Below are 13668 nucleotides of genomic sequence, written 5' to 3'. Positions count from 1 at the left end.
CATCACACGTTCACCCAGTGCGCGCTGCAGCGGGAGATGGGCGCCCACGCCCACCGACACGGTGTGGCGCCGGCAATGCACCGGCGGAGCGGATCGAGACGATGCCTGCCGCCGGACTGGCGGTTGCCCGCATCGCGACCGGGATCAGGGCCTGGCCCTGTAGATGACGATGCCCTGCGTGCGGGCGACGTACTCCATGAACGGCGAGTCCACGACCTTTCCGTTTTCCGGGCGCGATGAGGCATTGCGTAACACCGGGCCCCGGTCGGTCATGACGAAGATGCCGACATGGCTGACATCCAGCCCGGGCGCCGGCGAGTACCTGCCCACATAGTCGCCGGTGCGCAGCTGCCGGACCACCGTGCTGTCCACATCGGCGGCGGGGATGTAGGTGATGGACCGCTGCACCAGCGGCAATCCGGGCAGATAGTTGCTGCCGTCGGCCTTGAGGTTGAGTGTCTTGTCCACGCGCACGGCCCTGGGGCTGAGCGTTGCGGTGATGTCGTCGGCAAGCGGGTAGGCACGTGCGACCCAGTCCGAAAAGAAGTGCTTGCGCGAGGTGAAGCCGATGACGCCATCGACGTAGCGGGTGAGGACCACGCGATCGACGAAATCCTGCTGCGAATGGGCGTGGCGCGCCGCTTCGACATAGTCCAGATAGGTGAAGCAATCCAGGCCCCTGAAGTCGATGATCAGCCGCTCCGGCACGGTGGCCGAGCCCTGCAGCATGTTGGCCTGATACGGCGTGCCGAGAAATTCCGCCGAGAGCAGCTTGATCAGATGCCCCGGACTCACGCCGCGCTGCGTGGATGCCTGGTGCAGCACGCGGTCCAGGGTCTGCAAGGTGTACGGGTCCATGTCAGCGCGCACCGGGCCGGAGGGCGGCACGGTCGCCGATGGCGTGGACGCCTGCACGGGCATCTCCGCCGCGCAACCTGCGGCGAGCAACGCGGTCAACATCACGGAGGCAGGCCTGAACATGAGGGCTCCACAAGTTTCCGGGGGAGAAACATCGGCAGGTGAGCTGTGCACGATGCAGACGTGGGCAGCAATGGACACACGCACTGTAGCGCCATCGCCAACGCGCGCTTGAGGCAGCACGCACTTCGGTACGCTGAAACGATCCGGCGAAACTCGCCAGACCCTGCAGGGCCAGGAAATCGCGGCATGGGAGGCGTGCAGCACGGCGCGCCATCATGCGGCCTTTCGGCGGCAAGCAGGCCGGAAGCGTCGCGACACGCCCAGCGCAGCCCGTTGTTGCCTGTCGATGCTGCGCGACGGCGCAGCTCACCCGCGCCGCAACAGCATCTGCGTCATCAGGGCACGCAGCGCCGGCGGCCGCACCGGCTTGGCCAGGAACCCCCAGCCCAGGTCGAGCGCATGTTCACGCAGCGCCGGGTCGGGTTCGGCGGTGACCAGGATGACGCGCGGTTCGCGTTGCCAGCGCGCCACTAGTTGCGGCAGCAATATCGGGCCGTAGTGCTCACCCATGCGCACGTCCAGCAACAGCAGCTCCGGCACCTCGTCGGCGTTGGCGGCGGCCAATGCCTCGTCGGGGCCGCCGGCAAAGTCCACGCGGCATTCCCAGCGCTGCAGCAGGGCGCGGCTGGCCTCGCACACGCGCGGGTCGTCGTCCACGCACCACACGCGGCAGCCGTGCAGGATCGGGTCATTGGCGGTTTCAGCGCTGGCGATGGGCGGTGGCAACTGCCTGGCGATGGAGGCGCGCTCGCCCAGCGGCACGGTCACCGAAAACACACTGCCGCTGCCCAGGGTGGAACGCAGGCTGATGCGGTGGCCGAGCAGGCGGCCGATGCGCTCGACGATGGCCAGGCCCAGACCGGCGCCGCGGTCGTTGGCCACGCCGTCGTCCAGGCGCCGGAATTCTTCGAAGATCTCGTCCTGCAAGGCCTCGGGAATGCCGGGCCCCTGGTCATGCACTTCGATGCGCAGCCAGCCGCCGCGACGACGGCAGCCGATCAGCACGCGCCCACGCGGCGTGTAGCGGATGGCGTTGGACAGGAAGTTCTGCAGGATGCGCCGCAGCAGGTTCTCGTCGCTCAACACCACCGCCGAGGTGGGCACCCAGTCCAGCACCAGGCCGCGGTCTTCGGCAAGGATGCCGAACTCGCGGGCCAGGGTTTCCAGCAGCGGGGCGATGGCGAAGTCGCGCACCCGGGTCTTCAGGCTGCCGGCCTCCAGCCGCGAGATGTCCAGCAGGCTGTTGAGGATGGCGTCCTGCGCGGCGAGCGCGCCCTCGATGTTGTCGACCACGCGCGCGCTGCCGGCCTCGCGCACCTGCCCGCGCAGCACCGAGACGAACATGCGTGCGGCGTTGAGCGGTTGCAGCAGGTCGTGCACGGCCGAGGCGACGAAGCGGGTCTTGTAGCGGTTGGCGCTCTCGGCCTCGCGCTTGGCCGCGGCCAGGTCGCGGGTCCGTTCGGCCACGCGGTGTTCCAGCGCATCGGCCAGCGAGCGCAGTTCGCGCGCGGCGTTCTTGTAGCTGGTGATGTCGGCATAGCTGGTGACGAATCCGCCATCGGGCAACGGATTGCCGCGGATTTCCAGCACCGTGCCGTCTTCCTTCTCGCTCTCGCGCATATGCGGCTTGCCGCTGCGCAAATGGTTCAGGCGGCGCTCGATCGCCGCTTCGATCGGCCCCGGTCCGAGCAGGCCGCGGCGTGCGTTGAAGCGGAACAGGTCTTCGATCGGGCGGCCGATCTTGAGCAGTTCCGGCGGGAAGCGGAACAGTTCCACATAGCGCGAATTCCACGCCACCAGCTTGAGCGCCTCGTCGATCACCACCACGCCCTGCGGCAGGTGTTCCAGGCTGCGGCTCAGGCCGGCATTGGCCTGTTGCGCGGCAGTGACCACGCCATCCTGCGCGGTGCGCAGCTCTTCGGCATGTTGTTGCAGCAGCGTTTCCAGCTCGTGCCGGCTGCGCTGGCGCAGGGCGGACAGGCGCCGCCGCTGCTGCACGAACAACCACAGCAAGGCCAGCGCCAACCATGCACCGGCGGCGGCGATCGCAGCGGCGCGGCCGGCCGCCGCGCTGGCGCGGGTGTCGTGCAGCAGATGCAGGCGCCAGCCGCTTTCGGGCACCTCCAGGGTCTGCCACAGCACCGGGCCGGCGAGCGGTGGGTCGCTGACCTCGGCCAGCACGCCACCGTTGCCGGTCTGCTCGATCAGCCGGCGCCGCAGCGGCAGCAGGCCCTGGTCGGCGTATTGGCGGGTGCTGCGCAATTCGCTGCGGTCGCGCAGGCTCAGCGGTGCCAGCATGCGGTAGCGCCACTGCGGGCGGCTGGCCAGGAACACCACCTGGTGCGCGTCGGAGGCCAGCACGATGTCCGGGGTCTGCAGCCACTCGCGTTCCAGCGCGGCCAGCGCGATCTTGATCACCACCACGCCCTGCACCTGGCCGCCGGCGTCGACGATGGCCTGCGACAGGAAGTAACCCGGCTCGCTGGTGGTCATGCCGATGCCGTAGAAACTGCCGCTGCCGTTGGACAATGCCTGCTGGTAATACGGGCGGAAGGCGTAGTCCACGCCCACGTTGCTGCGCGCCCCGCGCCAGTTGCTGGCAGCCAATGCCAGGCCGTCGCGGTTGATGAGCGTCAGCGTGGAGGACTGGGTGACGTTGTTGGCGCGCTCGAGTTTGCGATTGAGCCGTTCCACCTGCGCGGCCGATAACGGCCCGGAGACGGCCGCGCGCAGTTCCGGGTCCAGCGCCAGGATCTGCGGCAGGGTGCGATAGCGATCGACGCGTTGCTGCAGGGCCTGCGCGTACAGGCGCAGCTGACGCCGCACGGTGGCGCTTTCCTCGTGCAGGGCGTTCTGTTCGACGAAGTGCCCGGCCGCCAGCATGGCCACCAGCATGCCGCCCAGCACGATGGTCAGGGTCAGCAGCAGACGGCGGCGTTGCGAGGCGTACATGCCGGCAAGTATGGCGGTGCGCCGCTGCATCGTGCAGCTATCGGCACCGGGCCTGCGCCAGGCGCCGACACCGCCGCAGCCACAAACGCATGCGGCCGCATCCCCGAAAGGAGGGGGCCGCAGGGGCACGTGCGCTGGTGTGGGTTGCCGCCTTGGCGCGTTGAAGCGAAGGCAGCGCGCGGCCGACCAGGCCCGGGTTAGCTGTGCGCCATCACGCTTAGAACTGCACCTGCGCGCGCAGCTCCATCACGTGCGGGGTTTCATGCACGCCGTTGCGCGTGGCATCCACCCAGCTGTAGTTGGCCTGGAACTTGAAGTGGCTGGTGAGGTACCAGTTGGCGCCGATGGTGGTGTCGTGCTGGCGGCCGCCGCTGACGCGGTTGTCTTCCAGGTCCAGGCGGCTGTAGCGGGCGGTCAGCTCGACCGCGCCGTAGTCGTGCGCCGGCTTGATGTTGCCCGGTACGCCGCCGGCATAGCTGCGCGACTCGCCGGTCAGCGTCCAGGTGCCATAGAGGTACTGGCCCTGCGCGATGTAATGCGGCTGGTTGTCGTTACGTGCCACCTCGGCGCGCAGCGCTTCGCTCTGCAGCGAGAACGGGCCGTGGATCCACACCGCTTCCACGCCGGCGCGGATCACGTGGTCCACGTCGAGAATGGTGCCGGTGTCGATCAGGCGCACGTCGGTCAGGCCGGCCTCCGGGCGGGCACGCAGGCGCACGCGCGGGCTGAACGACACGCCGCGGCCGTCGCTGAAGCCACGCGGGTTCTCCACCGAGCCGGCCAGGCCCAGGTGCAGCACATTGCCTTCGGCCTTGAACGGGGTCCAGGCGGCATGCACGGCCTGGGTGGTGCCCGGGTTGTCGCCCTGCAGATCCTTGCCGCCGTACGCGCCGGCCTGCAGCAGGTACTGCTGGCGCTCCAGCGTCCATTCCACGCCGGTACGACGGCCCTGGAACACCGCCTGGACCGGCAGGCCCAGTTCCATGAAACTGCCCGCACGCGAGCTCTGCACCGCTTCCAGGCCCACCGGCACCTTCATGTAGCCCAGCCGCACGCGACCGTAATCCTGGCCGAACACGGCCTTGGTCTCGACGCGGAAGAACACGTCCAGCCACAGCTTGGCTTCGAAGTCGAAATACACCATGGCGTCGTAGACGCCCTTCTTCTTGAGGGTGGCGCCGAACTCCTTGCGGCGGAAGTCGGTGCGGTCTTCCAGGCGGTCGTCGCCGGAGAAGTTGTTGTCGTCGTAGGCGTAGTTGCCGGTCAGGCCGAGCTCGGTGCCATCACCGAAGGTGTACTTGGTGGGCCAGTTTTCCAGCGAGGTGGCCGCATTGGCGGCTGCGGGCGCGGCGGCGATGGCCAACGCGAGAACGAGCGGATTGAGGCGCATAGGTGTGGTCTTCGGCAAGGAGAAAGGGCCGGGCGTCCTGCCATGGCGGTCGCACTGAACAGCTTCAGCAAGCGCGCAGGTTCCGGACGGCCAACGACACAACAATCGGTGTCTGCGTTAAACGGAATTAACGGCCGGTGGCGACGCCGCTGAAGTGTAAGGCGACGTTCAGCCCGGCGACAGTGCGTAGTACCAATGGGCTATCGGCCCGGGCTGCGACGTACGGCCAGAATGCCCGCACCGGGTGCCTGCTCAGGCCCCCTCTATGTTCCCTCGGAGTGGCGTCATGCACATCAGCAAGCCTGCCGGCCCCTTGCCGGCGCCCGTCCCCTTTTACCGTCAGCTGTATTTCCAGGTGGTGGTGGCGATCGTCCTGGGTGCCCTGCTGGGCCACTTCGAGCCGGCCTTCGCCGAAAGCCTCAAGCCGCTGGGCGATGCCTTCATCAAGCTGGTGAAGATGATCATCGCCCCGGTGATCTTCCTGACCATCGTCACCGGCATCGCCGGCATGACCCACCTCAAGACGGTGGGCCGGGTCTTCGCCAAGTCGATGACCTACTTCCTGTTCTTCTCCACGCTGGCGTTGATCGTGGGCATGATCGTGGCGCACGTGGTGCAGCCCGGCGCCGGCATGAACATCAATCCGGCCGAGCTGGACCAGAGCGCGGTCAACACCTACGTGCAGAAGTCCCACGAGCTGAGCCTGGTCGGCTTCCTGATGGACATCATCCCGGCCACGCTGGTCAGCGCGTTCGTCGATGGCAACATCCTGCAGGTGCTGTTCGTGGCGGTGCTGTTCGGGATCGCGCTGGCCCTGGTCGGCGAGCGTGGCCAGCCGGTGCTGAGCTTCCTGGAAGCGCTGACCGCGCCGGTGTTCCGCCTGGTGCACATGCTGATGAAGGCCGCGCCGATCGGTGCATTCGGTGCGATCGCCTTCACCATCGGCAAGTACGGGGTGGAATCGCTGGTCAACCTGGCCTGGCTGGTGGGCTCGTTTTACCTGACATCGCTGTTCTTCGTGCTGGTGATCCTGGGCATCGTCTGCCGTCTGTGCGGCTTTTCGGTGCTCAAGCTGATCCGCTATCTCAAGGCCGAGTTGCTGCTGGTGCTGGGCACCTCCTCATCGGAGTCGGCGCTGCCCTCGCTGATGGAGAAGATGGAAAAGGCCGGCTGCGAGAAGTCGGTGGTGGGCCTGGTGGTGCCGACCGGCTACTCGTTCAACCTCGATGGCACCAACATCTACATGACCCTGGCCGCCTTGTTCATCGCCCAGGCCACCAACGTGGACCTGACCCTGGGCCAGCAGATCACCCTGCTGGCGGTGGCGATGCTCAGCTCCAAGGGCGCGGCCGGCGTGACCGGCGCCGGCTTCATCACCCTGGCCGCCACGCTGTCGGTGGTGCCGGACGTGCCGGTGGCCGGCATGGCGCTGATCCTGGGCGTGGACCGCTTCATGAGCGAGTGCCGCTCGCTGACCAACTTCATCGGCAACGCGGTCGCCACGGTGGTGGTGTCGCGCTGGGAAAATGCGCTGGACCGCGATCAGCTCAAGCTGGTGCTGGATGGCGGCTCGCCGCCGCTGCAGGCACCGGTGGCCTCGACCGACGTCGTCGCCCCGATCAGCGCGCGCTGATGCTTCCTACGGCCCTGCATTCCGTCGGCGCTGCCGGCGGGATGCAGGGCCGTTTCCACATCCAGCCAGCACTGGCCGCAATGTATGCCGCGTTGTGGCATGCGATCTTCCTGCCGCCGCGACAGCTGCGCGACAGGCCCATGTTCAGGCAGGGGGGTAGAATTCAGCCCTCCTGCGCCTTCGAGACCCACAACGCCGATGTCCAACGACGACTTCAAACAGGCCGCCCTCGACTACCACCGCCAGCAGCCGGCCGGCAAGATCAAGGTCACCGCGACCAAGCCGATGCTGACCCAGCGCGACCTGTCGCTGGCGTATTCGCCGGGCGTGGCCTTCGCCTGCGAGGCGATCGTCGAAGAACCCACCCAGGCCAGCGAGCTGACCGCGCGCGGCAACCTGGTGGCGGTGATCACCAACGGCACCGCCGTGCTGGGCCTGGGCAACATCGGCCCGCTGGCGTCCAAGCCGGTGATGGAAGGCAAGGGCGTGCTGTTCCAGAAGTTCGCCGGCATCGACGTGTTCGACATCGAGATCAACGAGAACGACCCGGACAAGCTGGTCGACATCATCGCCAGCCTGGAGCCGACCTTCGGCGGCATCAACCTGGAAGACATCAAGGCGCCGGAGTGCTTCATCGTCGAGCGCAAGCTGCGCGAGCGCATGAACATCCCGGTGTTCCATGACGACCAGCACGGCACCGCGATCATCGTCGGCGCCGCCGTGCTCAACGCGCTGGTGGTCACCGGCAAGAAGATCGAAGAGGTCAAGCTGGCTACCACCGGCATGGGCGCGGCCGGCATCTCCTGCGTCAACATGCTGGTCTCGCTGGGCCTGAAGCCGGAGAACATCCTGGCGCTGGACCGCGATGGCGTGATCCACACCGGCCGTACCGACCTGGACCCGGACAAGCAGCGCTACGCGCGCGACACCGACAAGCGCACCCTGGCCGAAATCGTCGAGGGCGCGGACATCTTCCTGGGCCTGTCGGCGGCCGGCATCCTCAAGCCGGAAATGGTCGCCACGATGGCGCGCCAGCCGGTGATCTTCGCGCTGGCCAATCCCAACCCGGAAATCACCCCGGAAGCGGCCAAGGCGGTGCGCCCGGACTGCATCATCGGCACTGGCCGGTCCGACTACCCGAACCAGATCAACAACGTGCTGTGCTTCCCGTACCTGTTCCGCGGTGCGCTGGACGTGGGCGCCACCGGCATCAACGAAGAAATGAAGATCGCCTGCGTCAAGGCGATCGCCGCGATGGCACGGCGCGAGGCCTCCGACCTGGGCGCGGCCTATGGCGGCGAGACCCCGAGCTTCGGCCCGGAATACCTGATTCCGCGTCCGCTGGACCCGCGCCTGCTGGTGGAGCTGTCTTCCGCCGTTGCGCAGGCGGCGATGGATTCGGGCGTGGCCACGCGGCCGATCGCCGACATGGAGGCCTACCGCGACAAGCTCGGCCAGTTCGTCTACCGCACCAGCCTGATGATGAAGCCGGTCTACGACCGTGCGCGCGCCGACAAGCAGCGCGTGGTGTATGCCGAAGGCGAAGAGGAAGTGGTGCTGCGCGCGGTGCAGAACGTGGTCGACGAAGGCCTGGCCTTCCCGATCCTGATCGGCCGCCCCGACGTGATCGAGGCGCGCATCGAGCGCATGGGCCTGCGCCTGACCGCCGGGGTGGATTTCGAGATCACCAACATCCTCGACGATCCCCGCTTCAACGAGTACTGGCAGTACTACCACGCGCTCACCGAGCGTCGCGGCGTGACCGTCACTGCCGCCAAGGAGCTGATGCGCTCGCGTCCGACCCTGATCGCCGCGGTGATGGTGGCGCGTGGTGAAGCCGATGCAATGCTGTCCGGCGTGGTCGGCCGCTTCCACAAGAAGCTGGGCTACGCACGCAGCGTGATTCCGCTGGAGCCGCGGGTGAGCTCCACCTCGGCGATGACCGGCGTGATCAACCAGCTGGGCGTGTTCTTCTTCCTGGACACGCATGTGCAGGAGGACCCGACCGTGGAGCAGGTGGTCGAAGCGACGCTGCAGGCCGCGTACCGCCTGAAGCTGTTCGGCATCGAACCCAACATCGCGCTGCTGTCGCACTCCAACTTCGGCAGCCACGACTCGCGCGATGCGCTGAAGATGCGCCAGGTGCGCGAGGCCCTGCTCAAGCGCAAGCCCGAGCTCAACATCGACGGCGAAATGCAGGGCGACACCGCCTGGGACGAAGCACTGCGCAAGCAGATCATGCCCAACAGCACCTTGAAGGGTCGCGCCAACCTGTTCGTGCTGCCGAACCTGGAGGCGGCCAACATCGCCTACAACCTGGTGCGCGTGTTCACCGACGGCGTGGCGATCGGCCCGATCCTGATGGGCATCTCCAAGCCGGTGCACATCCTCACCACCAGCGCCACCTCGCGCCGGGTGATGAACATGACCGCGATCGCGGCGGTGGATGCGCAGATCCGCCGGCAGCGCGATGCCGAGAAGAACGCCAGCGAAAAAAATAGCGGTTGAGATCCTCCCACCGGGAAGACATCAAAGACCGATCCGCGAGCGGCACCAGACGCACCGCGCCAAGCCCCTCTCCTCCCGGGGCGACAAGGCACTGCTTGCGCGCCACTGGCACGCGTGCCTTGAAGCGCCCGCGCCGCAAGCGCGGGCCGGGGCGCGGAGCGGGGGGTGGGTGAGGGTACGGTTCACCAGCGCTGCCGACATTGCGGTGGGACCTCGCTCCGGAAGCACCCGTGCGAATCCGTCGATTGCGTGAGCGGGTGCCTGCATCCTGCAGTCGCCTGCCTGCAGAAAGCAGCGCAATCAGCGCTGCGAGACCGGCGCCTCAACGCACCGCAGGCTCAGTCCCCAGCAACTCGATCTCCGCCAGCTGCACTTTCGCAGGCGCACTGAATCGCAGCCGATACTCGGCATAGGCACCAGGCGTGGCAATACGAAACGGCCGCGTCTGCAACGGCCAGTCGAACGCTTCCTCATGGCGCTGATCGACCACCGTCCACGCACCATCGGCCGCACGCGCTTCCAACGTCCAGCCACTGGCCGCAATGGCCGCGTTGCCGTTGGTCAGTGTGTAGAGCGTGGGCGTGCCGCGCGCCATGCCACTGAGCGTCAGCGTCGATGTCGATGCAACTGCAGCGACGGTTCCCGCATCGTCGTCATGCAGGGCAGCGACCTCGCCACCATCGGCCAGCGTGATGCGCGCCGTGTCTCCGAGCACATCACGTAACGGGGCAGGGCGCTTGCCCGCAGCGGTCAGCGACGGTGGCGCATCGTTCGGCCCGGTGCCCCAGCACGAGGGTGCAGGCCCCATCACGAAGTCCAGCGTCGCGCCCCTGGCGATGTCCGCATGCGGCAACCAGGTCTTGCGCCAGGGCTTTCCGTTGACCTTGAGCGATTGCACGTACACGTTCTGCGGCGAATTCTGCGGCGCATTGACCGTCAGCGTCCCGCCATCGGGCAACCGCACGCTGGCATGCTTGAACAGCGGTGAGCCGATCACGTATTCCGGCGCGCCCATGCGCAACGGATACAGGCCCAGTGCCGCGAACAGATACCACGCCGACATTTCGCCGTTGTCCTCATCACCGGGATAGCCCTGGCCGATCTCGCTGCCCAGGTACAGGCGTGCCAGGATCTGGCGGGTGATGCGTTGCGTCTTCCACGGCTGCCCGGCGTACAGATACATCCACGGGATATGGTGGGCGGTCTGGTTGCTGTGCGCATACATGCCCATCCGCACATCGCGCGCTTCGGTCATCTCGTGAATGGTGGTGCCGTAGGAGCCGGCGAACCTGGCCTCGGCGGTCTCGGGGGTGGCAAAGAACATATCCAGTTTCGCTGCCAGGCCCGCGCGTCCTCCATACAACACCGCCAGGCCTTCACCGTCGTGCGGTGCGGTGAACGCAAACGTCCAGCCGCTGGACTCGGTGTAATCGTGGCCCCACACGCGCGGGTCGTACCGTGCCGCGTCCACGCGCCAGTGGCCGTCCGGTGTGCGGCCCTGGAAAAAACCGATCGCCGGATCGAACAACGCCGAATAGCCCGCCGCGCGCTGACGAAAATAAAGTGCCTCGGTCGTGTAACGCTCGCGCGCCGTGGCCGTCTTTGCCTGCCCGGCCAGCGCATCGGCCATGTTGGCGATACCGAAATCGTTGAGCGCGCCCTCCATCGACCACGACATGCCTTCGTGCGTGTCGGTATCGGCATAACCGCGAAAGGTCGAACGCGCCATGCCCTTGCGGCCGACGTGCCTGTCGGGCGCCACCACGGTGGCGTTCTTGCGCGCGGCAACGTATGCCTCGGCCGGATCGAAGCCCTGCACGCCCTTGCGCCAGGCATCGGCAAACGCCACGTCGGAACTGGTGCCGACCATTAGATCGGCATACCCCGGTGACGACCAGCGCGCCACCCAGCCGCCCGCGCGCGACTGCTCCAGAAAGCCTTGCACCAGCGCGCCGGCAGCGTCGGGGGCGAACAAGGCATACGCCGGCCACGCAGTGCGGAAGGTGTCCCACAAGCCGTTGTTGACGTAGACCCGGCCATCGCGGATCGGCGCGAAACTGCGCACCGCGCTGCCGTCGATGTTGTCGTCCGACCAGCTGCTCTGGCTGGCATAACGCCAGTCCGGGGCACCGGCGCTGCCGACATTCTCATGGCCGGAGTTGGGATACAGGTGCAGCCGGTACAGGTTGGAGTACAGCGTGGTCTTCTGCTCGGCGGTGGCGTCGGGCGCTTCCAGGCGCCCCAGCAACGCATCCCAGGCGTCCTGCGCCCGCGCGGCGACCTGCTCGAATGTTGTCTGCGGTGCGATTTCCAGTGCCAGGTTGTGCCTGGCCTGCTCGAGCGAGATCAGCGAGGTGGCAATGCGCATCTGCACTTGCCGGGTGCTGCCGGCAGCGAACTTGATCCAGCCGGTGGGCCGGCCGGTGTCGCTCAGGCCGCTGGTTTCCCACGGCGTATCGAAGCTGGCATGGACATACATGCGCGTGGCGCCGGTCGACAGCCCGCTACGCACATCGGTATGGCCGGAGAGTGTCTGTGTCGCCGCATCCAGCCGCAGCCCGCCACGCGCGTCCACATTGTCGAACACCAGATTGGCATCGCCCTGCGCCGGGAAGCGAAAACGGAACAACGCGGCATGGTCGGTCGGCGCGATCTCGGCCTGGATCCCGTTGTCCAGCTGCACCGCGTAGCGATAAGGGCGCGCAGTTTCATTGGTGTGCGAAAACGCCAGTGCACGCTGTTTGCGATCGGCTGGCGGCACGCCGGCCGCCAGCGACGGCATCACCTGAAAGGTCTGGCGGTCGCCCATCCACGGGCTGGGCTGATGGCTGAGCGACAACGCCTGCAGGCGCGGGCGATTGTCCGCATCGTTGTGTTCGTTCCAGCGATACAGCCAGGTCAGCGTGCCCGCATCGGTCACCGGCGTCCAGAAGTTGAAGCCATGCGGCACCGCGGTTGCCGGGAAATTGTTGCCGCGCGAGAACGTGCCATTGGACTGCGTGCCGCGCGTGGTCAGCACCCAATCCGACGGACGCGTTGCCGGCGTGAGCGGTACCACGGCAATGGCGATATCGTCGATCCAGCCGGCACCGGGCGCGCCTGCCGGCGGTGCAACTTCCAGCTCGATCGCACGCACATGGCGCCCACGCAGACCGGCCACGTCACCCAGCCGCACCGCCTTGCGCGCCCATTGCTGCGGATACAGCGTCTTCGACTCGCCTTGCGCCCGCGCACCGAGCGCGACGCCATGTTGATCCCGCGCAGCACTGGCCGACACGCGTGTGCCGTCGTCCAGCAGCAGGTCCAGCGACACATAGGTCGATGCCACATGCTCGCCGCCCACGCTCTCGGGCAATACCAGCCAGGACAGCGTGGTATCGGCACCGATCGGGATCTCGCCGGTCAACAAGGTGCGCCGCCCACCTGCGCCACGACTGTCGTACCGCAGGGCATGCGCACCGCTGTAGCCGGCGTTCGGCTTGGCCGCATACGGCGCCGCCGGACCGGTGCCGATGGCAATCTGCACATCGCCCGCCGCCGCGCTCACCGGCAACGGCTGGCCGGCTTCAAACGAGGTCGACAACCCGGTCGCCGCACTCACCGACAACGGCGCAGCGACGCCCAGGGCAACGACCAGCCGGAACCACAGGTCACGCGGATGCAGCAACACAACAGACGAGGTCACGTGGCGATGTCTCCTTGGGTGCGATGCCGCAGGGCAGGTCCGGCCTGCCGAGGCATGCGAGCCGGGCACGCGCACGCCGGGGCGGTGCGCCATTGTCCGGCGATGATAAGCGCGATGTCCGGGTGTGGCTGCCTGGCGCTGCTGGGCCAGCAAGGCCAGGCCAGCCAGGGCTGCCGCATCGCTCCCCGACGCTGGCAGCGCCCGGGCGGCTGTTGAGAGCATCACCACCCGAACCGGTGTGGCCGGTCAATGGGCCGATCACCACGCAGGCTGCTAGAATCCGCGCTCTGCCTTGTCTCTACGATCGTGCCGCCATGAGCCAGACCGCCACCGCGCCCGCCAATGCCGAATCGCGCTACACCGTGCATCGCGGCGATCTGCCGCTGAGCTGCCCGACGCCGCAGATGGCGTTGTGGAACTCGCATCCGCGCGTGTATCTGCCGATCGAGGACGAGCCCAACTGCGAAGCCAAGTGCCCGTATTGCGGCGCGCTGTTCGTGCTCGCCGACTGATCCTGGC

General features: G+C 67.4%; 7 protein-coding genes. 3 read left to right on the top strand and 4 right to left on the bottom strand.

Annotated elements, in window-relative coordinates; all coding sequences use genetic code 11:
- Positions 1 to 144 precede the first annotated feature (144 nt).
- The 3 genes from EO174_RS10965 to EO174_RS10955 form a co-directional block, all read right to left on the bottom strand.
- Positions 145 to 981 (bottom strand): DUF1460 domain-containing protein, encoded by an 837-nt coding sequence (locus EO174_RS10965; protein ID WP_164740174.1) that lies wholly within the window; start codon positions 979 to 981, stop codon positions 145 to 147.
- 306 nt (positions 982 to 1287) lie between these two features.
- Positions 1288 to 3933 (bottom strand): PAS-domain containing protein, encoded by a 2646-nt coding sequence (locus tag EO174_RS10960; protein WP_119130974.1) that lies wholly within the window; start codon positions 3931 to 3933, stop codon positions 1288 to 1290.
- A gap of 217 nt (positions 3934 to 4150) precedes the next feature.
- Entirely contained in the window at positions 4151 to 5323 is a 1173-nt protein-coding gene (locus EO174_RS10955) for a porin (RefSeq protein ID WP_104584013.1), read from the bottom strand.
- A 286-nt stretch (positions 5324 to 5609) separates the two neighbouring features.
- Between EO174_RS10955 and EO174_RS10950 the strand changes: the two genes are divergently transcribed.
- Both EO174_RS10950 and EO174_RS10945 read left to right on the top strand, forming a co-directional pair.
- Positions 5610 to 6956, top strand: a complete 1347-nt coding sequence (locus EO174_RS10950) for a dicarboxylate/amino acid:cation symporter (RefSeq protein ID WP_104584014.1) — start codon at positions 5610 to 5612, stop codon at positions 6954 to 6956.
- A 198-nt stretch (positions 6957 to 7154) separates the two neighbouring features.
- The gene (locus EO174_RS10945; RefSeq protein WP_104584015.1) at positions 7155 to 9464 is read left to right on the top strand and encodes an NADP-dependent malic enzyme; all 2310 of its coding nucleotides are present in this window, start codon (positions 7155 to 7157) and stop codon (positions 9462 to 9464) included.
- A 322-nt stretch (positions 9465 to 9786) separates the two neighbouring features.
- On the opposite strand, the gene EO174_RS10940 is transcribed toward EO174_RS10945, so the two are convergent.
- Entirely contained in the window at positions 9787 to 13149 is a 3363-nt protein-coding gene (locus tag EO174_RS10940) for a GH92 family glycosyl hydrolase (protein WP_126944505.1), read from the bottom strand.
- A gap of 314 nt (positions 13150 to 13463) precedes the next feature.
- Here EO174_RS10940 and EO174_RS10935 point away from each other — a divergent pair, with 314 nt between their 5' ends.
- Positions 13464 to 13661 carry a zinc-finger domain-containing protein gene (locus tag EO174_RS10935; protein ID WP_006451050.1) on the top strand — a complete coding sequence of 66 codons (198 nt, stop codon included), beginning with the start codon at positions 13464 to 13466 and terminating at the stop codon, positions 13659 to 13661.
- The last annotated feature ends 7 nt before the right edge of the window (positions 13662 to 13668 follow it).

It is taken from the genome of Xanthomonas sp. BRIP62418, from assembly GCF_003993495.1.
GTDB classification, from domain to species: domain Bacteria; phylum Pseudomonadota; class Gammaproteobacteria; order Xanthomonadales; family Xanthomonadaceae; genus Xanthomonas; species Xanthomonas euroxanthea.
Note: the sequence above shows the minus strand (reverse complement) of the source record. Positions and strands in the feature narration are given on the sequence as shown.

Coding starts and splice junctions, on each gene's coding strand:
- EO174_RS10965 (WP_164740174.1), bottom strand. CDS start 981: ATGTTCAGGCCTGCCTCCGTGATGTTGACCGCGTTGCTCGCCGCAGGT.
- EO174_RS10960 (WP_119130974.1), bottom strand. CDS start 3,933: ATGTACGCCTCGCAACGCCGCCGTCTGCTGCTGACCCTGACCATCGTG.
- EO174_RS10955 (WP_104584013.1), bottom strand. CDS start 5,323: ATGCGCCTCAATCCGCTCGTTCTCGCGTTGGCCATCGCCGCCGCGCCC.
- EO174_RS10950 (WP_104584014.1), top strand. CDS start 5,610: ATGCACATCAGCAAGCCTGCCGGCCCCTTGCCGGCGCCCGTCCCCTTT.
- EO174_RS10945 (WP_104584015.1), top strand. CDS start 7,155: ATGTCCAACGACGACTTCAAACAGGCCGCCCTCGACTACCACCGCCAG.
- EO174_RS10935 (WP_006451050.1), top strand. CDS start 13,464: ATGAGCCAGACCGCCACCGCGCCCGCCAATGCCGAATCGCGCTACACC.